The organism is Bifidobacterium sp. ESL0764 (genome assembly GCF_029395515.1).
GTDB lineage: Bacteria > Actinomycetota > Actinomycetes > Actinomycetales > Bifidobacteriaceae > Bifidobacterium.
Window position 1 is genome coordinate 701,990 of record NZ_CP113919.1, and the last position, 24,205, is coordinate 726,194.

Annotated in this window: 17 protein-coding genes; 12 read left to right on the forward strand and 5 right to left on the reverse strand. The window is 59.3% G+C overall.

What is annotated here, in order from left to right; all coding sequences use genetic code 11:
* Positions 1–12 precede the first annotated feature (12 nt).
* The 4 genes from OZX71_RS02485 to OZX71_RS02500 all read left to right on the forward strand — a co-directional run bounded on the left by OZX71_RS02485 (position 13) and on the right by OZX71_RS02500 (position 6,501).
* Complete coding sequence (locus OZX71_RS02485; protein ID WP_277160389.1) at positions 13–2,850, forward strand: alpha-L-rhamnosidase; 2,838 nt, start codon at positions 13–15, stop codon at positions 2,848–2,850.
* Positions 2,831–3,487 carry a beta-phosphoglucomutase gene (gene pgmB, locus OZX71_RS02490; RefSeq protein ID WP_277160390.1) on the forward strand — a complete coding sequence of 219 codons (657 nt, stop codon included), beginning with the start codon at positions 2,831–2,833 and terminating at the stop codon, positions 3,485–3,487. Before OZX71_RS02485 ends, pgmB begins: the two co-directional genes overlap by 20 nt.
* Before the next feature lie 120 nt (positions 3,488–3,607).
* Positions 3,608–4,945: a glutamine synthetase family protein gene (locus OZX71_RS02495; protein WP_277145536.1), complete on the forward strand. Its 1,338-nt coding sequence runs from the start codon at positions 3,608–3,610 to the stop codon at positions 4,943–4,945.
* 425 nt (positions 4,946–5,370) lie between these two features.
* Positions 5,371–6,501 (forward strand): MFS transporter, encoded by a 1,131-nt coding sequence (locus OZX71_RS02500; protein WP_348519531.1) that lies wholly within the window; start codon positions 5,371–5,373, stop codon positions 6,499–6,501.
* 246 nt (positions 6,502–6,747) lie between these two features.
* Here OZX71_RS02500 and OZX71_RS02505 read toward each other — a convergent pair whose 3' ends face one another.
* The 3 genes from OZX71_RS02505 to OZX71_RS02515 form a co-directional block, all read right to left on the reverse strand.
* Positions 6,748–7,671 (reverse strand): hemagglutinin, encoded by a 924-nt coding sequence (locus OZX71_RS02505; RefSeq protein WP_277160392.1) that lies wholly within the window; start codon positions 7,669–7,671, stop codon positions 6,748–6,750.
* Positions 7,672–7,748: 77 nt separating this feature from the next.
* Positions 7,749–11,948 (reverse strand): ATP-dependent RNA helicase HrpA, encoded by a 4,200-nt coding sequence (gene hrpA / locus OZX71_RS02510; protein WP_277160393.1) that lies wholly within the window; start codon positions 11,946–11,948, stop codon positions 7,749–7,751.
* A 102-nt stretch (positions 11,949–12,050) separates the two neighbouring features.
* On the reverse strand, positions 12,051–12,731 hold the full coding sequence (locus OZX71_RS02515; RefSeq protein ID WP_277145533.1) for a methyltransferase: 681 nt from the start codon (positions 12,729–12,731) through the stop codon (positions 12,051–12,053).
* 168 nt (positions 12,732–12,899) lie between these two features.
* On the opposite strand from OZX71_RS02515, the gene hflX reads away from it, so the two are divergent.
* The 3 genes from hflX (at position 12,900) to OZX71_RS02530 (ending at position 17,048) form a co-directional block, all read left to right on the forward strand.
* Positions 12,900–14,360 carry a GTPase HflX gene (gene hflX / locus OZX71_RS02520; protein WP_277160634.1) on the forward strand — a complete coding sequence of 487 codons (1,461 nt, stop codon included), beginning with the start codon at positions 12,900–12,902 and terminating at the stop codon, positions 14,358–14,360.
* Positions 14,361–14,746: 386 nt separating this feature from the next.
* Complete coding sequence (locus OZX71_RS02525; protein WP_277160394.1) at positions 14,747–15,706, forward strand: L-lactate dehydrogenase; 960 nt, start codon at positions 14,747–14,749, stop codon at positions 15,704–15,706.
* A gap of 469 nt (positions 15,707–16,175) precedes the next feature.
* Entirely contained in the window at positions 16,176–17,048 is an 873-nt protein-coding gene (locus OZX71_RS02530; RefSeq protein WP_277160635.1) for a cation diffusion facilitator family transporter, read from the forward strand.
* A gap of 210 nt (positions 17,049–17,258) precedes the next feature.
* Here the strand turns inward: OZX71_RS02530 and lexA are convergent, their stop codons facing one another.
* Entirely contained in the window at positions 17,259–17,966 is a 708-nt protein-coding gene (gene lexA, locus OZX71_RS02535) for a transcriptional repressor LexA (protein WP_277160636.1), read from the reverse strand.
* Between the two features lie 166 nt (positions 17,967–18,132).
* Between lexA and OZX71_RS02540 the strand changes: the two genes are divergently transcribed.
* Together OZX71_RS02540 and nrdR are read left to right on the forward strand one after the other, a co-directional pair.
* Complete coding sequence (locus OZX71_RS02540) at positions 18,133–18,465, forward strand: LysM peptidoglycan-binding domain-containing protein (protein ID WP_277145531.1); 333 nt, start codon at positions 18,133–18,135, stop codon at positions 18,463–18,465.
* Between the two features lie 171 nt (positions 18,466–18,636).
* A complete protein-coding gene (gene nrdR, locus OZX71_RS02545; protein WP_277145530.1) occupies positions 18,637–19,095 on the forward strand; it encodes a transcriptional regulator NrdR in 459 nt (152 codons plus the stop codon).
* A 179-nt stretch (positions 19,096–19,274) separates the two neighbouring features.
* Here nrdR and OZX71_RS02550 read toward each other — a convergent pair whose 3' ends face one another.
* Positions 19,275–21,620: an AAA family ATPase gene (locus OZX71_RS02550; protein WP_277160395.1), complete on the reverse strand. Its 2,346-nt coding sequence runs from the start codon at positions 21,618–21,620 to the stop codon at positions 19,275–19,277.
* Positions 21,621–22,152: 532 nt separating this feature from the next.
* Here OZX71_RS02550 and mraZ point away from each other — a divergent pair.
* From mraZ to OZX71_RS02565, 3 genes are read left to right on the forward strand one after another with little or no spacing between them, the layout of a single operon-like run.
* On the forward strand, positions 22,153–22,644 hold the full coding sequence (gene mraZ / locus OZX71_RS02555) for a division/cell wall cluster transcriptional repressor MraZ (RefSeq protein WP_348519497.1): 492 nt from the start codon (positions 22,153–22,155) through the stop codon (positions 22,642–22,644).
* Positions 22,644–23,759: a 16S rRNA (cytosine(1402)-N(4))-methyltransferase RsmH gene (rsmH, locus tag OZX71_RS02560; RefSeq protein WP_277160396.1), complete on the forward strand. Its 1,116-nt coding sequence runs from the start codon at positions 22,644–22,646 to the stop codon at positions 23,757–23,759. The genes mraZ and rsmH overlap by 1 nt, the downstream gene beginning before the upstream one ends.
* Positions 23,756–24,205: a hypothetical protein gene (locus tag OZX71_RS02565; RefSeq protein WP_277160399.1), complete on the forward strand. Its 450-nt coding sequence runs from the start codon at positions 23,756–23,758 to the stop codon at positions 24,203–24,205. Before rsmH ends, OZX71_RS02565 begins: the two co-directional genes overlap by 4 nt.

Consider the following 24,205-nt stretch of genomic DNA (forward strand, 5'->3'; position numbering starts at 1 on the left):
AAGGAGGTTGTGATGGAAGTTTCGGATATTTCGATTAACCATATGCGCGAGCCGATCGGCTACGATTTCGCAGGCCCGATACGCATCGAATTCGCAGCTCGGCTCGATGGTGAAGGCGAACATACCGACGTCTTGAAACGCGCGGTCATCTCGGAGAGCGAGACCGTCTACGATTCGCGGTGGCAGCAATACGACGGCAATGTCTTCGACGTGGCGCTTGATTTGTCGCCGCGCACCCGCTACACCGTCACCGTAATGCTCAAAGACGGCGAAAACGAAATCGAAGGCACGACCTTCTTCGAGACCGGCAAGATGGATGAGCCGTTTGCCGGCTCTTGGATCGGCAATCCCGACAAGGACCTGCAGAACACGTTGCTGCGTCGCTGTTTCAAAGCCGACAGGCATGTCGTATCCGCCCGTCTCTACGTCACCGGCCTTGGCCTCTACGAGGCGTATCTGGATGGCGAAAAAATCGGCGACGAATATCTGGCTCCAGGCACCACGGCCTACGACAAGCTCGTGCAGGTGCAGACCTACGATATGGACAATATGTTCGCCAAAAACGAATTCCTCGGACAGGACCACGAGCTGGTTCTTTCGTTGGCCGACGGCTGGTACAAGGGCAATTTCGGCTTCGACGGCGGACGCGATGCCATCTACGGCGATCGGCAGATGGCCATCGCGGAGCTGCGTCTGCGCTACGAGGACGGCAGCGAAGAAGTCATCGCCTCCGACACGGACTGGGAGACCACGTCCGGCAGGGTCACCAAATCCGCGATCTATTACGGCGAGGATTACGATGACACCATCGCTATCGGCGATTGGCAGCCCGCGGTGAAGGTCGAGCACGGCACCGATATGCTCTCCGACCGTCTGAGTCCGCCGATAGCCATCGACGAATATCTGCCCGTGAAAGAGGTCATTACCACGCCCGCCGGCGAGACCGTGCTCGATTTCGGCCAGAACCAGGCCGGATGGCCCGAGTTCTTCAACCGCGAACCCAAAGGCACAACGGTTACGTTGCAGGTCGGCGAGATCCTGCAGAACGGCAACTTCTACCGCGACAACCTGCGCGAGGCGCGCGCCGCATTCCAATACACCTCTGACGGCGAGGAAAAGTGGGTGCGCCCGCATTTCACTTACTATGGCTACCGTTACGTCAAGGTCACCGGCAATACCAAGCCGGTGAAGGCCGAAGACTTCCGCGCGGCCGTCATGTTTTCCAAAATGGACGTCACCGGCGGCATCGAGACCGACAGGCCCAAGGTCAATCGGCTGTTGAGCAATATCCTGTGGAGCCAGAAGAGCAACTTCTTCGATGTGCCCACCGATTGTCCGCAGCGCGACGAGCGTCTCGGCTGGTCCGGCGACGCCGACGTGTTCTCGGCCACCGCCGTGCTCAACATGGACGCCTACGCCTTCTACAAGAAATACGCCAAGGACATGGGCATCGAACAGGCCCAGCATGACGGCATGCTTACGATGTACGCGCCGGCCATGGGCGTGGACGACGGGGGAGCCGCCGTGTGGGGCGATGCAGCGACCATCGTGCCGTGGAACGTCTTTGAGGCCTACGGCGACCCGGCGATCCTGCGCCAGAACTACCGGGCCATGAAATCGTGGGTCGATTGGATCGGCAAGGCCACCAAGACGAAGAACCTGTGGACCGGCTGCTTCCAGTTCGGCGATTGGCTTTCCATGGACGGCGAGAACCCGGCGATGCCGACCGGCAGGACCGACGAGGATTTCATCGCCTCGGTGTATTACTTCTATTCCAGCTCCATCGTCGCCCGCAGCGCGAAACTGCTTGGCCACGATGAAGACGCGGAGCACTACGCTTCTCAGGCCAAGGCCATCAAAGCGGCCATCGCCAAGGAATACATCACCGCCAACGGCCGCCTGGCCATCGACACGCAGACCGCCTACGCACTGGCCCTCTATTTCGACCTGGTGCCGGAAGACCAGAAACAGCGGGTTCTGGCCGATCTGGTCACCCGCCTTGACAAGGACAACAACCATCTGAAGACCGGGTTCGTCGGCACGCCGCTGATCTGCCAGGTCCTTTCGGACAACGGGCAGCACAAGCTCGCCACCCAGATTTTCCTGAACGAGGATTTCCCCAGCTGGCTCTACGAGGTCAACCTGGGAGCCACGACCGTCTGGGAGCGTTGGAATTCCGTGCTGGCCGACGGTTCGATGAACCCTGCCGGAATGAACTCGCTCAACCACTATTCCATCGGCGCGATCATGGAGTGGGTGTATCGCTACATGCTGGGCATCGCCGGGCACGAACACGGGTATCGAACCGTCACCCTCGCCCCGCAATTCGACTATCGGTTGAAGCACGTGCGTGGCCATTATCGCAGCTCCTACGGTGATTTGCGCGTCGAGTACCAGCTGGAAAGCGACGCGCGGCATACGGTCACGTTGGACGTCGAGGTGCCGTTCGGCCAGAGCGTGACGGTGAAGCTGCCTCGCAGCCGTAACGCCGAAATCAACGTCAACGGGCAGGTCGTTTCGCAGCCTTTGGTGCTGACCAACGGGACATACCATATCGCGTATCGACCGGACGAGGACTATATTGAGCACTACAACCTCGACATGCCCGCCGCGGCCCTGATGGCCGACAAGGAGCTGTTGGGGCAGCTCGAACCCATTAACGGTGTCTTCGGATTCCTGCAGCAGGATGGCAACCTCAACAACTTCGGGTCGCTCTCCTTGGTCAAGATGAACACCATGTTCCCGTTCGTCAACATCTCGACACAGGACTTCGGCAAGATCAAGGCCATCATGGACAAGACGCCGTTGGAAAGCGAAAGGAGATTCCTTGATGAAAGGCGCTCTCTTTGATTTGGACGGTGTGATCGCCGATACCGCCGTCTACCATTTCCGGGCCTGGCGCAAGCTGGTTAAAGACCATTTCGACCGCGAGCTTCCGGACAAGCTTGAGGAAAAGACCAAAGGCGTCAGCCGCGCCGACTCGCTCAAGGTGATTCTGGACTATCTGGGGATCGCCGTGCCGCAGGCGCAGTTCGACGCGCTGGCCGCCGAAAAGAACGAGGCCTATCGCTCGCTTCTCTCCGGGCTCACTTCGGCCGATATCCTGCCGGGCATCCCCGAGCTGATTGCGCAGATGAAGCGGCACGATGTGAGGCTATCGCTGGCATCGGCGAGCATGAACGGCCCGTTTATCCTCGAAAAACTCGGGCTTTCCGACACCTTCGACGCCATCGCCGACCCGAGCAAGGTGGCCGCAGGCAAGCCCGCTCCCGACATCTTCCTGGAAGCGGCCTCAGAGATCGGCTTCGACCCGGGCGATTGCGTGGGCCTTGAGGATTCGGTCGCCGGCATCACCGCCATCAACGCCGCCGGAGCGTTCTCGGTGGGCGTCGGCAGCCCCAGCGAACTCGGCCATGCCAAGCTGCTGGTGCCGGATACCTCCGCGCTGAAATACGACGCCATCGAAACGGCGTTTGAACGGCGCTAGAGCACAAAGGTCGATCGATAGGAAAGCCGGAATGTTTGGAATTCCGGCGAATTGAAATCGCTATTGATCGACCTTTGTGTTTTTAACTGGGATGTAATGTGTCCGTGGGAATATAGAACCATGGATAAACAGCAAGAATTCGCCTTGCGTACCGTCGAGGAACGCGATGTGCGATTTATTCGTTTGTGGTTCACCGACGTGCTGGGGACGCTGAAGTCCGTGGCCATCGCGCCTGCGGAACTCGAGGATGCTTTCGAGGAAGGTCTCGGCTTCGACGGTTCGGCGATCGAGGGCATGACCCGCGTTTCCGAGGATGACATGATTGTGCATCCCGACCCCTCCACCTTCCAACTGTTGCCGTGGCGTGACGGCCCGCAAGGCACCGCCCGCATGTTCTGCAACATCCTGACCCCCGACGGCGAACCGTCGCTCGGCGACCCGCGCCACGTCCTGGAGCAGGAGCTTCAGAAGGCCAAGGAGAAGGGCTTCACCTTCTATGTCCACCCGGAAATCGAATTCTATCTTTTCCAACAGCAGGACGATTGGGGCAAGCCGCCCACACCCGTCGATTACGGCACCTACTTCGACCACGTGCCGCGCAGCCCCGGGATGGACTTCCGTCGCGCCGCCGTCAACATGCTCGAGCAGATGGGCATTTCCGTCGAATACTCGCACCACGAGGTCGGCCCCGGCCAGAACGAGATCGACCTGCGCTACGCCGATGCGATGGCCACCAGCGACAACATCATGACTTTCCGCACCGTGGTCAAGGAGATTTCGCTGGAGCGCGGCATCCACGCCAGCTTCATGCCCAAGCCCCTGACCGACCAGCCCGGCAGCGGCATGCACACCCATCTGAGCCTGTTCGAGGGGGATAGCAACGCCTTCTACGAGGCCGGCCAGGAATTCAACATGTCGTTGATCGCCCGCCAGTTCGCCGCCGGCATCCTTTACCACGCCCGCGAGATCAGCGCGATCACCAACCAGTACGTCAACTCCTACAAGCGCCTTTGGGGCGGCAACGAGGCACCGAGCTACGTGTGCTGGGGCCACAACAACCGTTCCGCCCTGCTGCGCATCCCGCAGTACAAGCCCGGCAAGGGCAATTCGGCGCGCATGGAATACCGCGCGCTCGACCCGGTGGCCAACCCGTATCTCGCCTTCGCGGTGCTGCTCGCCAGTGGGCTGGACGGCATCGAGCAGAAGATGACGCTTTCGGAACCGACGAGCGACGCCGTATGGGACCTGACCGACGCCGAGCGCAAGGCGATGGGCATCCAGCCGTTGCCTGAGAGTCTCGACGAGGCGTTGAAGGTCATGGAGAAGTCCGATTTCGTCGCCGGAGTCCTCGGCGAGCACGTCTTCGAGTACTTCCTGCGCAACAAGCGTCAGGAGTGGGACGATTACCGTCGTCAGGTCACCCGCTACGAGCTCGAGAAGTTCCTGCCCAAGCTCTGAGAGGCGAATACACAGGATTACGTTCATAGCCGGAAGCCGCACGATGATATCGGATGCAGGCTCCCGGCTATTTGCGTTGCATACATTGACGCGTCTTTGCCGTCTTTGCCGTCTTTTTTCTCGTGCAGACGTTCGGATTCGGGCGTGTTGTGTGCTTTTTTGACACGTCCCGTTCGTACTATTTCATGGTGAAGATGCTTGAATATAGGCGAGTCAAAAGCATCATCGACCAATCGCGTGACAGAGACGAGAGAACGATGGCACAGGCAGCAGTGCGCCGCAATGGCGGGGGAGCCGATGACGAGGTTATGGCCCCTCAAGAGGCGCAATCGAGCGGAAAGACGCAATCCGGCAATGAACGAAACGGCACGGCAGAATCCGCCAACCCACGTTTCTGGAACCTGCCCGTGTTCACCTTGGTCGCCATGAGCTTCATGCTCGGCATGAGCGAATTCATCGTCGTCGGCATCCTGCCGAACATCGCCCGCGGGCTTTCCGTCTCGGAGGTCGCGGTCGGCAATCTGGTCTCGATATTCGCCTTCGTCTACGCTCCGGCCACTCCGATCGGTTCGGCCCTAAGCGGGCGTTTCCCGCGCTTTCCCACACACATGGCGCTTACGGTCGTGTTCATCCTGGGCAACGCATTGTGCGCGGTAGCTCTCAATTTCGCGTTCCTTGTGGTGGCCCGGATGATCATCGCGCTGGTTTCCGGCACGCTGGTGGCGATGTCGATGACCTACTCGGGTGAGGTCACCGATCCCCGTCATCGTACGAAATTCATCGCCTGGGTATTCTCGGGATTCTCGCTTGCCTCCGTCGCGGGTGTACCCGTGGGAACGTGGCTCGCGGGCGTGTGCGGCTGGCGCTGGACGTTCTGGCTGATCGTCGCCTTGAGCGCGGTGCTCATGGTTGCGATGATGGTGGTGTTGCCTCGTGGCGGGCAGATGCAGCATATCGGTTTCTTCGCGCAATTCAAGCTGTTCTTCGACCCACGCATCGATCTGGGCGTCGCCGCGGTGCTTTGCGGGGCAGCGGCCAGCTATGTCTTCTATACGTATCTCACCCCGATTATGCGCGACGAGATCCACCTGCCGAAGCAGTATCTCAGTGCCGGCCTGGTCGTGTTCGGTCTCGCCTGTCTTTTCAGCAACCTTTACGGCGGCAAACTGGCTGGTCGGGGCAACAGTGTCGAGCCGTTGGCGCGGATCCGGCCCATCTATGTGGCTCAGACGATCTGTCTTTGCGCTCTGCCTCTCGTCCATTTCCTGCCGTGGTTCGGCGTGCCGCTGCTCATCGTGCTGGGCATGCTGATGTACCTGCAAAATTCCTCGTCGCAGGTGCTGTACATGGATGTGGCCGAAGCCGCGCACCCCGGCTGCCTCAACCTCGCCTCGTCGCTCAACTCGATGTCGTTCAACATCGGCATTGCGCTGGGCTCGGCCGTCGGAGGTCTGGTCAACAGCCTGCTCGGCCTGACCTGGCTTGGCCCGTTCGCCGCTGTTTTTGCGCTTTTAGCCGTCGTCATCACCACCGTGCTGTGGAAATATGTCAAGTAAAAATTGATTGACACGTTCTGCAGTGCTGATATGTTGCAGAACGCTGTTATCATGCGGGTGTGAGCGGCTTATCTATGACGATAACGTCGTGAAATTACCATTTTGAGCCGCTTAACGCTGGTGAGTGGCTTATTTATGGTAATTGGCGTGTAATTCTACCATTTTTGAGCCACCGGGAGTGAGCGAGTGGCTTATCTATGGTAATAAAGCCCTCTCATTGCCATAGATAAGCCGGTGATGAAGCCCCTACTTGCGCGGGTCGCCGAACCAGTTGTTGTAGATCAGTGCGAAGTTGCGGTTGCCATAGCTGGAGCATGCGTCTCCCTCGCCAAGGCCCGCCTTGAGCGAGGCGGTGTTGGGCTGGTAGGGCGTGTAGACGTAGAGCAGGGCGGTGGCGGAGTTGCGGATATAGACCTCAGAACCGCCGCAGCTTTTGTTCGGATGGTACTGCACGTAATTGAGCGTGCCGGCGTGGTATCCGTACTGGCTTTCGTGGGCCTGATAGTACTTGAACCGCTTGGCCGCGCCGTAGACCTGATTGAAGAAGCCGGCGTAGCGCGGGTCACAATCGGCGTCGTCCGGGCAGCTCAGGCCCATGGCGGCCTTGTATTGGAAATCGGTGGGATTGGCGGTGCCGATGAGATGCTGCTCCTTCTGCATGACGGTCAGGAGCACTTTTTCACTGACGCCGCAGGCCTGCGAGGACTTGTAGATGATGGCGCTCGCGGACTCGCCTTTGGCGCCTTTGTATGTCTTGCAGAGGCTGTTGGCGGCGATGTCGGAGGTATCGAAGGTTTTTACCGGCAGGCAGTTCGCGGAGGTGCAGTTCGGTCCGTGACGAATGATGAAGGCCTGAACTTCGGCCTGGCTCATGGCATCGGCGTTGAAGAACTGTGCGTCCGAGATGATGTTGCCGGGGTCGAAATCGTACTTTTGTACCATCTCTTCCTGCCGCTTCTGCACGTCCGTGACCTCGATATGCCATTGGACCATGCGAATCAGCCCCATCACCAGAGCCATCACGCAGATCACCGCCACGATGCCGCCGAGTACTACCCCGGCTTTTGCGGGCACGCCGGCCTTGCGCCACTTGCGTTTGCAGGTCGCGATGAATTTGGAAGAGGAACGGGAACGCTTGCGAGACTTGGAAGATGATGCCACGTCACCCATGCTATCGTGCGCCCCTGAGAGTTTACCGGCAGAAAAGTCCAGTGCGTGAAAACCGCTGCGAAGGTATATCGGTGTATTCAGGCCAGCACCTTGCGGATGCGCTTGAGGCTGGCGGGGGACTTGGTGCCCAGTTCCTGCGCCCACAGCGAGACGTAGAACTCCTCGAGCATCCAGCGCGCCTGCTCCACCTGCTTGCCGAACGCCTCGCGGCGAGGGCCGGCGGGTTCGGCCTTGAGTTTTTCCTGTGCTTTGGTGACCAGATCCTTGGCTTCGTCGGCCTCCCAGGCCCAGCGAACGTCACGGTTCTTGTCGGCTTTCGCCTTGTCCAAGCGCATTAGGTCGGCGTGCAGATAGCGCTCGATATTCGGCAGGGCAAATGGAGGCGTCTTGCCTACGAAACCGGGGTAGACGAGCGTCGCGATATGTTCTCGTACCGATTGCAGCACGGCCAGCATCGTCAGATCCGCCTTGCCTCCCACCGCTGAATCGACGGCGGCATAGCGTTTCAAGATGGCGATGACGTCGTGGGCCACGGCGTAGACCGTGTCCTCAAAGGTCTGGGTTACGCCGCTCACGGCCTCGGCCAATGCGGTGTCATCGGCGAGCTTGTCGATATGAGGGAGCAGACGTTTGACCGCTGCCAGCTCGAGGTCGTCGACCAACAGTTTCGTGGATTTGTATGGTGCGCTCGCCAGCATCAGCGCCTCGCTGCCAAGCCAGCGGGAGGAGATACGGTCTTCGGGCAACTTCAGTTTCTCATATGCGGCCTGCCAGAGCATCTCGGCGCGGGAGACAGTAGTGGCGCCGGCCTTGTTCAAGAGGTTCGCCTGTGCGACCACCTTGCCCTGCGATTTGGCTTTGCTGGCTTGACGCTCCACGGTTTTGCGGGCGCTGGCCTGTGCTTGACGAGCGAACTTGTGTTGCAGCTCGACCAGCGATTTGCCGGTTCCGAGCACGCGGTAACGCTGAGCTTTACCGTGACGTTGGGCACGGAAGGTCGCGTCATCGATGATAGTCGGATTGGTGGCATCGGTCCGATTCTGCTTGCTTTTGCCGCTATGTTTGCCGCCGTGGCGACTGCCTTTGCCGGGTGTCGGCGGCAACGGTTCCTCGACGCAGAACGTGACGCGCAGGTACGGCGAAAGCTTGTCGAGCTGGTCGCTGTTGAAATCCTCGGGATGGATGGTCGCGTTGACGTTGGTGATGGCGGCGTACGTGAAGGCGTGCGCAAAATCCGGCCAGCGTGCGGTGCCTGTTGCCTCATCGACAGGTGGCAGATTCGGCTTGCCTTCGGAACCTGAGCCGGGCAGATTCGGATACCGTTCGTCTATGGCCGCGCGAATCCTGCGAGCCGTATCGGGAGCGGGTACGAACTGGACACGCAGGGATTTCGGCAATGACTTGATATAGCCCAAAATAAGTTCGTCAAGCAGTCCCGGAACGTTCCAAGTGAATTGCTCAGGAGTCAAGCGGGACAGGGTTTTGATCGGTATGTGCACCGTCACGCCGTCAGCAGGGTCGCTGGGGTTGTAGATATAGCTCAGACGCAGGTCGATAGGGGAGCCATCGCTGCCCTGCGTATGCCACTGGTCGGGATAGTCGCGCAAGTCCACGGATTCGTGCGACTGCAGGCGTTCAACCTTTTCCGGGTCGAAATCGAGAAGATGCGGCTGGCTGGCGTGAATGGACTTGACCCATTTGCCGAGGTCGGCCACACTGGTGACCTCGGACGGGATGACGGCGTTGTAGAAGTCGAAGAGATCCTCGTCGCTGACGGAATCGGAAATCTGACGGGTGCGATTGGTGTCGTCCACCGCGTCCTGCAGGATGTCGCGGTTGGCCTCGACGAAATCGTCGTAGGAGAAGCGCTGCTGAATATCACCTTCGACCAGGCCTTGCCGAATCAGGAAATCTCGGGCTTCGGGAGGGTTGATACGTCCCCATTGCACCGGTCGATCCTGCACAATCGGAAGGCCGTAGAGCAGTACTTTCGAGCTGGCGATGGCACTGCCTCGCGAACCAGACCAGTGTGGCTCGGCGTAGGTGACGCGGGTGAGGTTGCCGGCCAGAGGCTCGGCCCACGCGGGGTCGATGGCGGCGGAGTAGCGCGCCCATAAACGGGAGGTTTCGGTTAGGTCGGTCGACATCACCCAAGGTGGGGTCGACTTGGTGACGCTCGAGGCGGGGAAGAGGGCGAAGCGAGTGCCGCGCGCGCCCTGATATTCGTTCTTCGACTGCTTGGCCGCGCGTTTCATGGCCCGTGCCTTGGCGGCCCCCTTGAGTCCGGAGAAGTCAGAGGCCTTGGGTTCGCGCACCACCTGCATGCCCATCATCGACAGCAGGCCGGCGAGCATGGAGGAGTGGATACCCTGTGCGTCCCACGAGCAGCAGAGGGCATGCGCCGCCTGCTGGTTGATAGGCAGCATGAGGATTTCCGGTGCCGGACGCGAGATTGGAGCGGGTTTGCCGACCTTGAAGTGCATTTGACGGCACATCTGCCGCAGCTGGGAGACGAGGTCTCGCCATTGCCGCAAGCGGATGAAGCTGAAATATTCGGATTTGCAGATCTTGCGCAACTTGGCATTGCCGGTGTGGTTGCCGTCGCTGCCTTCGTCGGGGCCGAAGATATGGTCCCACATGTTCAACGCTGTCAGGAAGTCGCTGGTCTGGTCGGCGTAGCGGTTGTGGACGCGGTCGGCTTCCTCGCGGATTTCGTCGGGCCGCTCGCGCGGGTCCTGCAGGCTTAAAAAGGCGACGATGACGATGACAGAGGCGAGCGTATTGGGCGTGGTGGAGTGCGCAGCTTCAAGGATCATGCGTCCTAGGCGGATGTCGATGGGGATGCGCGAGAGCTGGCGGCCGGTGTGGGTCAGGCGCACTTCGCCGTGCTTGCGTGCGATGGCCTTGAGTTCCGTGAGCTCGTTGAAACCGTCGGACACCGAACGGGTATCGGGCGGGTCGATGAAGCCGAAATGGGTCACGTCATCGGCCGTGCGGGCCACGCCCACCGACAGCATGTGCAGCACCACCGCGCCCAGCGAGGTGCGCAGGATCTCCGGCTCGGTGAAGCGGGGCCTAGACTCGTAATCGTCCGATGAGTAGAGGCGGATGGCGATGCCGTCGGCGATACGCCCGCATCTGCCTGAGCGCTGGTCGGCGCTGGCCTGGCTGATGGCCTCGATGGGCAGGCGCTGCACCTTGGCGGATTTGGAATAGCGCGAGATACGGGCCTCGCCGGGGTCGACCACGTAGCGGATGCCGGGCACGGTCAGCGAGGTCTCCGCCACGTTGGTGGCGATGACGATGCGCTGGTGGGAATGGCGTTCGAAGACGCGATGCTGTTCCTTGCTTGATAGCCGGGCGTAGAGCGGCACGATTTCCAGCGCGTCGGGCCGGCGCATGTCGGAGGCGCGGAGGCCGAAATGATGGCGGATGGCATCTTCATATTCGTGGATGTCGCGCTCGCCGGAAGCAAAGACCAGAATGTCGCGCGGCCCGCGGTCGTGCGAGGAATGGATGACCAGCTCGGCGCACGCGCGTGCCACCGCGCGTGGCATGTCTTCGCTGCCCGTGTTGCCCGAAGTGCTATCTGCTCCTGGAATTTCGCCGTTCTCATCGGGCAGCGACCCGTCGGCGAAACCGGGGACGTGACGCATCAGCGCCGGCATGCCTCCCAGCGGCTCGTAGACGATCTGCACCGGGTAGGTACGTCCGGAGACTTCGATGACGGGAACCTTGGCGTGCAGCGCGTGTTCGAAATGCTCCTTGAACTTCACCGAGTCGATGGTCGCCGAGGTGATGATGAGCTTGAGGTCGCGGCGTTTGGGCAGTAGGGCGGTCAGGTAACCCAAGAGGAAATCGATGTTGAGGCTGCGTTCGTGCGCCTCGTCGATGATGATGGTGTCATAGCGAGTCAGCTTCGGATCGTGCTGGATCTGCGCCAAGAGAATGCCGTCGGTGACGATGCGCAAACGTGTCTTGGGTGAGCTTTCGTCGGTGAATCGGACCTGATAGCCGATTTCCTCGCCGAGTTTCACGCCCATCTCGTCGCAGATACGCTCGGCCACGGTTCTGGCGGCCAGACGACGCGGCTGGGTGTGCACGATCTGATGGCCGTGGGTGCCTCGTCCCATCTCCAACAGCATTTTCGGAATCTGGGTGGTCTTGCCGGAACCGGTTTGGCCGGAGACGATGACGACTTGCGAATCGCGTACGGCTTGCTGGATCTCGTCATGTGCCGCGCTGACCGGCAACTCTTGAGGATAATGATATTTCATGTGTTTCTCTATTGTACGCACACGCAAGCATGACTATCTAAAAAATGAAGCTTGAATGCTGGGTTCGTTGGTACCTACCTGCCGCTTTGTGTGTGCGAATCTTCAGTGCCGAACCTCGATGACACGATAGCCCTTGGAGCTTGCGTATTTCGTAACTAAAAAATCGTCGCCGAGTTCTGTCGACAGCCATTTGATCAGCGAATCGCTGCCGAGGTTCTTCTGCACGACCAGATAAGCGTAGCCATTGGTGCTAAGCCGAGGGAGCCAGGCCATCAGCAGGGTATGCAGCTCATCCTTGCCCACGCGGATGGGCGGGTTCGACCAGATGAGGTCGAAGGTCAGATTTGCCGGTATGTCTTCGGCTTTTGCCGCATGGATTCGTTTGCCGAGTCCCAGTTTTTCGGCGTTGGCCTTTGTCAGTTCCAGCGCTCGTTCGTTGACGTCCAGCGCCCAGATATCGGCTTTCGGCGATCCCAGCCCCATCGCCAACGCAATGGGCCCCCAGCCGCAGCCGATGTCGAGGAACGTGCCGGATTCGGGAGGTTGCGGTGCATGCCTCAGCAGAACGGAGGTCCCAAGATCAAGCCGGTGCCCCGAAAACACCCCGTTGGACACCTCGACGTCCACCTCGTGCCCGCGCAGCGAAACGTGCAGGTTCCGCCGTACGTCGCGCGACGAGGGTTGCGCGGAAAAATACTGCTCCGCCTTGCGTGCCTTGTTCGCGTGGCCACTTGCCTGCCTTGCTTGATTCGGCCGTGTCTTTTCGGTGCTGTTCTCGCCCATGCTGTCCTGTTCGTTCAATCACGTTCATGGCCCGTGCCATGTATCGATATCAGAGCCTCCATACTAGTTTCTGTGCCGGAACAGTGAACGTGGGTTCACCTCATCGAATATGCTGATAACAGAAAGATGGACAACTGACGAAAGGCTGATTTATTGGCGAATGATGATATGCGCGGCGATGCACAAGGCGAGGTGCTGCGCAAGCGGTCCGATATCCTGCAGGAACACAGTGAGCAGGGCGCTCCGGGTGCCGAGGAATGGAGCGAGCGAGAGGCGCGCAACGAGCTCAAGCACGTGGTCGGCCTGGGCGAGATGCAGGACGAGACCGACGTCGAATACCGCAAGGTGCGCCTCGAACGCGTGGTCTTGGTGGGGGTGTGGTCGAACGTCGAGACCACTATCGAACAGGCCGAGGAATCATTGCGTGAACTGGCGGCGCTCGCGCACACCGCTGGTGCTGTGGTCTGCGACGGCGTCTTGCAGCATCGCCTAAAGCCCGACGCGGCCACGTACGTCGGTCGCGGAAAAGCCAAAGAGATCGCTGGAATCGTGGCGCAAAACGAGGCCGATACCATCATCGTCGACGGCGATCTGGCCCCGAGCCAGCGTCGTGCGCTCGAGGACGCCACCAAAGTCAAGGTGGTCGACCGCACCGCCGTCATCCTCGACATCTTCGCCCAACATGCCACCAGCCGTGAGGGCAAGGCGCAGGTCGAGCTGGCACAGCTGGAATACATGCTCCCCAGACTCCGCGGCTGGGGCGGTTCGCTTTCCCGTCAGGCGGGCGGTCAGGCGGCCGGCGTCAACGGCGGCATCGGTTCCCGTGGCCCGGGCGAGACGCAGATCGAGATGGACCGCCGCGTCATCCGCACCCGTATCGCCCGTCTCAAAAAGCAGATTCGCGCCATGGCTCCCGCCCGCGCGGTCAAACGCGGCTCGCGCCATCGCTATGGCCTGCCCACGGTGGCCGTGGTCGGCTATACCAACGCCGGCAAATCCTCGCTGGTCAACCGCCTGACCAACTCCGGCGAGCTGGTCGGCAACGCCCTGTTCGCCACCCTCGACACGGCGGTTCGTCGCGCCAAAACCGAGGACGGACGGCTCTACGCCTACGTCGACACAGTTGGCTTCGTGCGCCGCCTGCCCACCCAACTGGTCGAGGCATTCAAGTCCACCCTTGAGGAAATAGCCGAGGCCGACGTCATCCTCCACATCGTCGACGCGTCCACCACCGACCCGTTCGCACAGGTCGTCGCGGTCAACGACGTGCTCGCCGGCATCGACGGCGTCTCCGACATCCCGCGCATCCTAGCCTTCAACAAGGCCGACCAGGTCGATCAGGGCACGCTTGATCGCCTGCACAACATCCGCCCGGACGCGCTGATCGTTTCCGCGGCCAGCGAAAACGGCCTGAGCGACTTGCGCGCGAGAGTAGAAAAGGTGCTGCCGGTCCCGCAGGTCCACGTCGAGGCGCTGCTGCCGTATAGCGACAAGGCCGGTTCTTTGCTCTCCCGCGTGCGTGAGTATGGAAAGGTCGAGAAAGAGGATTATCGGGCCGATGGTGTTGCGCTTGAGGCCGACGTCGACTCGCGTTTGGCAGCTCAGGTGATGGATCAGGCGGTCGGTTAGTCGTTTCGGAAGCCGGTCTCTTTGTGAAGTGTCGGATCTGAATAAGAAATAATATAATAGATACAGAAACGGCGAATGCGACCGCCGGCGAATTTATGTATGCTACCTGATAAAATAACGGTAACCGCAAGGTTTCGCTAAGACGCCGATTCGGATTCGGCCGGGCGATTGCCAACGGTGCGAAGGCGGAGTGATTCGTTCGTCTTGATTTTGCGCCCGTTCAGGTTTGCGGTTATCACAATGACGAGAAGCATGGCGCAGCTATACCGTTGCGTCGTGGTCTGCTCGCATGGCTGTGTGAAAAAGGGTTTGAATGAGGGGACGAGGAGAGGCGCAGCCGATTATCGTTCTTCTTAGAACATTCATGCGGAAAGAGGTTCAATCATATGTCCAATGCCATTAAACCAACCAAGCTTGCCATCATCGGGGCAGGGGCCGTCGGCTCCACGCTCGCCTTCGCCGCTGCCCAGCGCGGCGTAGCCCGGAATATCGTGCTCGAAGACATCAACAAGGACCGTGTCGAGGCCGAAGCCCTTGATATGCAGCATGGTTCTAGCTTCTATCCCTCCGTGACCATCTCCGGCAGCGACGACATCGAGATCTGCCGCGACGCCGATATGGTGGTCATCACCGCGGGTGCCCGCCAGAAGCCCGGCCAGACGAGGCTTGACCTCGCCGGCGCGACCATCAATATGATGAAGTCCATCGTTCCGGGAGTCATCAAAGTCGCCCCGAACGCCATCTACATGCTCATCACCAACCCGGTCGACATCGTCACCCATGTGATGCTCAAGCTCTCCGGCCTGCCGGCCAACCAGATTTTTGGCTCGGGCACCAATCTCGACACCGCCCGCCTGCGCTTCCTGATCGGTCAGCAGACCGGTGTCAACGTCAAGAACGTCCATGCCTACATCGCCGGCGAGCACGGTGATTCCGAAGTGCCGCTGTGGGCTGAGGCCACCATCGGCGGCGTCTCCATGTGCGATTGGAAGGCGCTGCCGGGCCATGATCCGCTCGACGCCGCCAAACGCGAGGAGATCCATCAGGAGGTCAAGAACGCCGCCTACCGCATCATCAACGGCAAGGGCGCCACCAACTTCGCCATCGCCATGTCCGGCGTCGATATCATCGAATCCGTCCTGACCGATTCGAACCGCGTGCTGCCTGTGTCCTCGCTGCTGCAGGACTTCCACGGCATCTCGGACATCTGCATGTCGGTGCCGACCCTGGTCAACCGTTCCGGCGTCAATTCCCATATCAACACCCCGCTTTCCGACCACGAGCTTGAGCAATTGCGCCGTTCTGCGGAGACGCTGAAGGCGGCCGTGGCCAAGTTCGGTTTCTGATTTCCTGGTTGCCGGCGTAGGTGTTTTCCCCGCCGGTTATGCTTGGTAAAGGCAAATGTCGTCCTGCTTTTTGGCAGGGCGACATTGTGGTTTTGCATCCTTTTGACGCGGCCGTTTTCTGAAACGTTGACAATGAGAAAGATTGTCGGTTTTAGTGTCAAGGAAAAACGAAATGCACAATATTGTGCGACCTGCTTGTTCTTCGGCTGTGAGCCGTAAAACCCAACTGAAGTATAGGTTTTGACGCGTATAGTGTCACGAGTAATGCGACGTGTGGCGCTTTGAAAACGAATGCACGTCAAAAAAGACGAAGACGTAAAGGAATATGGGTTCCGGCTTTGACGACGGCAAGGATTGGGAGGCAGGCAAAGTGATGACTTCGCAGGAGCGAGAGACCGGAGCGTTGAATGCGCAAGGGCAGATACAGCCCGAAGGTCAGGGCAAGGCCAAGGAGCACCAGACCCGATTGATGGTGACATTGGGACTCACCTTGACGATTTTCGCAGTTGAGGTGGTCGGTGCGGTCATCACCGGCTCGCTGGCGCTGTTGGTGGATTGCGCCCATATGCTTACGGATGTCGCGGTGCTTACCGCTTCCACCATCACGGCCGTGTTGATGCGCAGGAAACCCAATAAGGAACGCACTTGGGGCTGGGCCAGGCTTGAGCCGATCACCGCAGGGCTGGGCGCGTTGATATTGATGGCCGTAGGTGTTTACGCCTTGGTCGAAGCGGTTCTGCGGCTCGCCGGATTCTCGCGCGACGAGGTGCAAAGCGTGGGTATGCTGCTGGGCTTCGGCGTTCTGGGCTTGGTGTTCAACGTGATTTCCGTGTTCGTGCTTTCCGGCCAGCACAAAGACAATATGAACATGCGTGCCGCATTCCTGGAAACCATGAACGACGCGCTGGGCTCGTTCACCGTCGTGATCTCCGCCATCGTCATCATGACCACCGGCTGGCATGGTTTCGATGCGCTCGCCGGTGCGGTCATCGCCCTGCTCATCGTGCCCAGGGCTTTCGTACTGATGAAGAACGCTGTGAAAGTACTGCTTGAAGAAACCCCTGAAGGCCTTGATCTCGACGAGGTGCGCAATCATATGAAAAGCGTTGACCACGTCATCGACGTCCACGACGTACATGCCTCGACCGTGGCGACCGGCATGCCGATCCTGACCGCACATGTCGTGGTGGAGCCGGGGCTTACGATGGAGCAGGGTGCCGATATCCTGCATCGTCTGCACACCTGCCTGACCGAGCATTTCTCGGTCTCGATTCCGCACACCACCTTCCAGCTTGAGCCTCTTGGCTTCAGCCAAGCGCAAAGCGAGGAGATTCATCGCTGAACGGGGTTCGGCCGGATTGTGGGGCATACGGTGAATCTGAATTTGGGTGTTGGAGGTTCCACGGTTTTGGTTGGATAACTCGGGCAGCTGGAGTCTCAATCAACACATTGGCATTGGAGCTTTCTCGGATTCCGGGACACGATTTTCGAAACAACGATGCCGGTACGCAGATTGACTGCAGCGCCGGCATCGTTCTAGACAAATAGTGGTTCAGATCTTGCGCAGAACCGTAACGACCTTGCCCATCACCTTGGCATACGTACCGTCAATGGGGGAGTAGGACGGGTTATGCGGCATCAGCCAGACATGGCCGTGGTCTTTCTGGAACGTCTTGACCGTGGCTTCACCGTCGAGCAATGCAGCCACGATATCGCCGTTTTCAGCGGTCTCCTGTTCGCGTACCACCACAAAATCGCCGTCGCAGATGGCGGCGTCGATCATCGAATCTCCATGGACCTCGAGCATGAAGAGATTGCCGTTGCCGGTGAGCCGTTCCGGTAATCTCATCACATCCTCGACGTGCTGTTCCGCCGTGATGGGTGTGCCGGCCGCGATGCGACCTACCAGCGGGATGTCATGCGACTGGGCGATGGCCTCGTCCGTTTCGTCCTGAGGGCTGAATGGAAGGACCGTAGAGGTGGGGCTGCTTTCGCCGATATTGGATTGTGGCTCCACCAATTCGATGGCGCGTCCCTTGTTGGCGTTCATTCTGATATAGCCCTTGTCTTCAAGGACCTCGAGCTGGTGCTTGACCGATGAAGGGCTCTTCAGCCCTGCCTTTTCGCCTATCTCGCGGAAGGAAGGCGCGAAACCGTAACGGGAAACATGACCGCGTACGGCCTCCAATACCTTGCGCTGCCTGTCCGTCAACGGCTGGTTCGGCGCGGCCTTGGCGAAGTTGCCATGTGGAGAATGGATAGGTGGAAGGGTGCTCACGGTAATTCCTTTCGGCGTTTGACTTACAGCATAACCCATTTTCTCAAGAATTTCAAACAGATGTTCGATTCGGCCTTGCTTTTTTCGAACATCTGTGTCAATATAGAACAAACGTTCGTTAGTACAGATGTTCGAAGGAGTGCAGAAGATGAGTGTAAAAACCAGTGATTCCAAAGTTCGCAGCGCTTCCAATCGTCGCCGCCTCGCACGCAACAGGGTTGTTGCGGCGCTCGTGCTCGCCGTCGTCGCGTTCTTCGCGTGGCAGGCAGTTGCCCCGCATGTCGCGAATTCGGCCACCGGCGAGGCCAATGTTGTCAGCTATACGGTTCGTCCCGGCGATACCCTGTGGTCATACGCCCGGCAGATTACGCCGGAAAGCAAGAATGTGGGAGACACGGTTGCGCAAATCATGGATCTGAATCAGCTTGATTCGGCTCAATTGCAGCCGGGCCAGAGGATTGTGGTGCCTGACGAGTCTTGAATCTGTGGGTGAACGCTTCACTTTGTGCGATATGAACTGTTCGTAGAGACGGGAATACGACATGTCTGATTGCCATGGCCGGTTATTCACCCTACCGAACAGGCGACTGTACCGGAGGGCATCGAATTGTCTAGACACACCGTTTTCCCGGCCTCTGGATAGGGTGACAGTATGCATTGTCCCTTTTGCCAGAATAATGACACTAAAGTAGTTGATACGCGTATCAGCGAAGACGGTCATTCCATCAGACGCAGACGCGAATGCCCTGAGTGCGGGCGAAGATTCACAACGGTGGAGACAACGATGCTTCTGGTTACGAAGCGTTCTGGCAACTTGGAACCATTCGACCGTCAGAAAGTCATCGACGGAGTCCGTAAGGCGTGTCAGGGTAGGCCTATTGACGAGGATGCGCTGAAGCAGCTGGGGCAGCAGGTAGAAGAGGACCTGCGTAGTCAAGGATTGGCGCAAGTCAAGTCCGAAGACATCGGTAAGGCCATCCTGAAGCCGTTACGTGAGCTCGATGAAGTCGCTTACCTGCGTTTTGCCAGCGTATATCAGAACTTCAACGGACTGGCCGATTTCCAGAAGGCCATCGACGAGTTGAAACAGGATAAGGCTCTCAGTAAATAAGGCGTTGCATCGGGGTTTCTGCACGACGGAAGCGGTTGAAATGCAATGGTTTCGCTGGCTTTTGATTGTGGCTATATGTGCACTGATATCGGTAATGGAAAGTCTGCAATGGCAATTTGATTGTCGTCGGCGGTTTGTTCAGGCAAGCCACCGGCGACCATGGTTATATTTTCGGCACTCTAGATGTTGAGCAATCGTCTGTCGTTTTCGGTTTGGGCGATGACGAGACGTTGCGTCGGGCGGGTCATCGCCACATAAAGGTCGGAGGCGCCGGAGAGCCTTGACGGGGCGTCTTGGGCGATTTCGCCGGGTTGTACAAGAATCACAGCGTCGTACTCCAGACCTTTGATCATCTGTGTGTCGCAAACACTCAACGGTGCGTCGCTGGGCGATTCGTCGAAGTCGGGATTCGAGCCGGTTGCGTTGCCTGGACTGCTCGGAATGTCGATTTCCATCAGTTTTGAAGCGAGCGTTTGACCCTTGAGTTCGGTCAACCGACGATAAAGGTCTTGGCGTATCGTGGTGCTCAGCGAGTCCGGAGCGATGATCGCCACGCGTCCGGTGCCGTCGTCGGCAATGAACTGCCTGACCAAATCCAGCGCCTCGTCGCCGATTGCCTCCAACAACCTGTTGTCTGAGCCGTTTCCGTCTCCGATGTTCACGCGTTTGACCGAATCGGCCATGGTGCGTACGCCTTTGGTGGTCGAGACATACAGCCCCTCGTTTTGCGCGAAATGTGTCGCCAGCTTCGAGACTTCCTGTGGGTTGCGGTAGTTGATGGTCAGTTCCTTGAGGTCCCAACCCTCGGCTCCGAACAGGCGGTCCATGGTCTTTTCCCAGCGTCGGGTGCCACCCAAAGCCGAGGTCTGTGCCACGTCGCCCACGATGGTGAACGAGCGTGACGGGCAGCGGCGCATAAGCATCCGCCAGTCCATCGCCGTGAGCTCCTGGGCTTCGTCGATGACGATATGCCCGTATGTCCATTCGCGGTCTGCGCCGGCTTTCTGCGCCACGGCTTCGGCGTCCAGGCCGTTGATGTTGTCGACCAGCATGGATGAGGTCACGATGCCCGAGCCGATGCCGGCCTGCGCCAGCGTGTCGCGAGCGAACTGCTCTTCTTCCTCGCGTTTGGCTTTGGCAGCGGCAACGCGCGCCGAGACCTTCGGATCGGGGCCGAGCAGTTCCATGGCTTCGTCGAGAAGCGGGATGTCGGAAACGGTGAGCGGCGAATGCTTCGGACGTGTCAGCGCCTCGATGTCGGCATCGGCGAGCCATGGGGCGAATCGACGCAGCTGCGCGGGTTTGGCGAACATCTGGTCGATCAGCCACGGCGCGTTCATCGGCAGCCAGGCGAGGTTCAGCGTTTTGCGAATCTCGTCATGCATTTTCAGCTGCATCGCCACGTCGGAGATTTCCGATTGCTCCGGCGTGTAATCAAGATTCTCGACGTACCGGTTGCGCATCGCGCTCAAAACGCTGCGCACAAAGGTCTGCCGCGCTTTGTTGTGGGGCGAACGGGTGCGTTTGGCATCTTCCAGCGCCTGCATCACATCGGACTTGCGCATGGGCACATTCATGCCGTTGATCCGAGCTGTCGGCAGATTTTTCGGGACGCGTTGGCGTGCGGCGACGGCGTTGGCGACGGCATGGGCCATACGCGCCTCGCCCTTGAGCTGTGCGGCACGAGGCGTATCGAGTTTGCGGGCGTCGAAACCCGGAACCAGGTCGCCGATGGTGCGCGACACCACCCCGGTCTCGCCCAACGAGGGGAGCACCTGATTGATATAGCGCAGGAAAGCGGAGCTCGGCCCCACCACGAGCACCCCGGAACGTTCGAGCCTGCGACGATGGGTGTAGAGCAGATAGGCGGCACGGTGCAATGCGACCGCGGTCTTTCCGGTGCCCGGACCGCCCTGTACCACGACGGCACGGTCCATCGGCGCGCGAATGATGCGGTCCTGCTCGCCTTGGATGGTGGCCACGATATCGGTCATTTTGCCGGTGCGCTTGGAATTGAGGGAGGCGATCAACGCTCCCTCGCCGGTCAGTGTCCCTGCCTGTTCGGCCTGGCCGACCTGACCGGAGTTGACGTCAAGCACTTCGTCCTCGATGCCGACCACCTTGCGAAAATTCAATGTGATATGCCGGCGCATGACGATATCGCCATGATGCGAAGGCGTTGCCTCGTAGAACGGTCGGGCCGCCTCGGCCCTCCAATCGGTCAGGATCGGTTCGTGGCTGGCGCTGGAAAGCCCCATACGCCCGATGTAGCGTTTCTCTCCTTTGTCGCTGTCGATGCGGCCAAAGACCAACCTGTCTTCGACGCCGCGCAGCTGGGTGAGCCGGTCCTCATACATGGTGGCGAACGAGTCCCGTTCGGTGCGCATGGTGGGGGAGCCGTGGGCACCGGCGGCGCGGACTGTGTCGAGGCGTGAACGGGTCTGGCTTCTTAGCGAGTCCAACCGTTCGTACGCGCGATCCACCGCGTGCTGTTCCTCATCGATTTGCGAAGAGTAGCTCGACATGTATAGGCTCCCCTTTATCCGGCCGGTTTCAGTTGCGTTTGTTGCTTGGAAAACTCGAATTAACAAGTTTAGTCTGTGCTCCCTATTTCCTTGGGCCCGATTGTGCTCTTGGAAAATGACGTCTGCGCGACGGGATTGTCGTTGCTGCGCCCGGAGGATGGGTTGCCGTTGCTCTGGATGGTTGATTCGGGCGTTGGCTCTTGGTGGTGTCTCCATGCATCTGTCTCTAAATGATGGAAAACATTTTTTTTGAGATAGGCAAGAATCAAAAATTTGACGTAAAACGGATTTTTTTGAAGAAAAAACAAGTTTTTTGCGTTTTTGTGGGGAAGAATGGTGATAAGTGGGGTAAAGTGGTGAACTAGTTGTAAGACTTAGCGATATTGCCGGCATGTAGTAAGAAGGAGGCGAGATGACGGGACAAGACAAAAACCCCATCATCGGCGGGTCGTCTCCTGATTCTTCGAAGCCCGTCTCCTCCCCCGGAGGTGTCGGCGCCGGTTGCCCGCCTGTCGATTCCGGTGATCTACCGATGCAGAAGGCGAGCGCAGCCAACGGCACCATGATGCCAGCTGCTCAGAGTGAGCCTTTGTTGCTCGGCACGTACACCCCGAAAATCGATCAAAAGGGACGTATGGCCTTACCGGCCAAAATGCGAGCGCAACTCGGTGCGGGCATGGTGATGGCCCGCGGCCAGGAAAAATGTGTCTACCTGTTGCCTCAGACCGAATTCCGGCGTATAGCGGCGCGTATCCAGCGCGCCTCGATGGGCAACAAGGCAACCAGAAGCTACCTGCGCGTCTTCCTGTCGGGCGCGGTCGAGGGCGAGCCGGACAAGCAGGGCCGCGTGCTGGTGCCGCAGAACTTACGTGCCTACGCAGGTCTGGGCGACGAGATCGTAGTGATCGGCGTCGGTACCCGCGCCGAAATCTGGAACAAGGAATCCTGGGACGCCTATCTGGCCGACCAAGAGGAAGGCTATTCCGACATAGCCGATGACGTATTGCCGGCGGTGGAGTGGTAATGACTGATTTGACAAACATCCATACCCCGGTTCTGCTTGACGATTGCGTCCGGCTGGTGGTACCTGCTCTCGACCACCCCGACGCCGTCGTGGTCGATTGCACGCTTGGCCTGGCCGGTCATGCGACGGCGTTTTTGAAAGCCGCCCCGCAGGCCAGGCTTATCGGCATCGACCGTGATGAAGAAGCGTTGGGGATGGCGACGCTGCGCATGAAGGAAGAGGGCCTTGAGGGCCGGTTCATCCCGGTTCACGCAGCATTCGATGAATTCGACGATGTGCTTGAAGAGCTCGGATTGAGGCGTGTGGACGCCGCTTTTATGGATCTAGGGCTTTCCAGTCTTCAGATCGACGAGACCGACCGCGGGTTCTCCTATTCCCACGACGCTCCTCTTGACATGCGTATGGATACCAGCCAGGGTTTCGATGCCGCGCAGATTCTGGCCGAATATCCCCAAGACGAGCTCGTCCGGATCTTCCGCGAGTATGGGCAGGAACGCTTCGCCAAACCGATTGCCCGCGCCATCGTTCGTCAGCGTGAGAAGGAACCTCTGAAGACCTCACGCCAACTCGATGAGTTGGTCGACCGCATCGTTCCCAAATCCCACCGTGCAAAGGGCAACCCCGCCAAGCGCGTCTTCCAGGCTTTGCGCATCGAAGTCAACGGCGAACTCGACAAGCTCGGCCGTACATTGCCGCAAATAGCCAACAGGCTGGCCCCCGGCGGCAGGCTGGTCGTCGAATCCTACCATTCGTTGGAGGACCGTACGGTCAAGACGTTCATGGCCCAGGGGCTTAACGTTGACGCTCCGGTCGATCTGCCGGTCGTTCCCGCAGACGCGCAGCCGTTCTTCCGTGAGCTGACCCGCGGTGCACTGAAGGCCGACCAGGCCGAAATCGAGCATAATCCGCGTTCCGCCCCCGTCCGGTTGCGAGGGGTGGAACTGACCCGGGAAATACCGGAGCGCTGGCGCATCAGGTTCGCTCAGGACTCCAAGGAAGATCCGGTACATACTCCTGACAGGCACGCTGCATTCGCGCGTGACTTGCGGCATGACCGGAACAAGCGCAGCCAAGGCACACGCAATCAAGGCAATCCAGGGGAAAGGAGGAGATGATGAGCGCGTCAACAGCCAGATCGATTCGTTCCCATGTCGCCCCAGCCGGACGTGACGATGACGGCCATACGGCATACGCCCGTCCGAGGCTTCAGGTTGTCGCCGGAGGCAAGGAGAAAAAGGAAAGCGAAAATACGGCTTTTCAGATTTTCAGCCGTATCAAAACCGTCTCGGTGGTTCATGTCATCATCTCTGTTCTTTTCCTTTTCGCCGCGTTGCTCGGTTCGCTGGCGTTGCGCACCCAAATGGTGCAGAATTCCTTTGAACAGGCCCAGGTACAGGCCAACATCAGCAAGCTCAACCAGGATGTCGAAGACGATCAGGCCAAGCTCGACAGCCTGCAGGCCAGTCTTCCAGACCGGGCCCAGAAAATGGGCATGGTGCCTCAGTCCGGTCCTTTGTCGATAGATCTTCAGGGCTACCAACCTACGGGTAAGGGTCAGTGA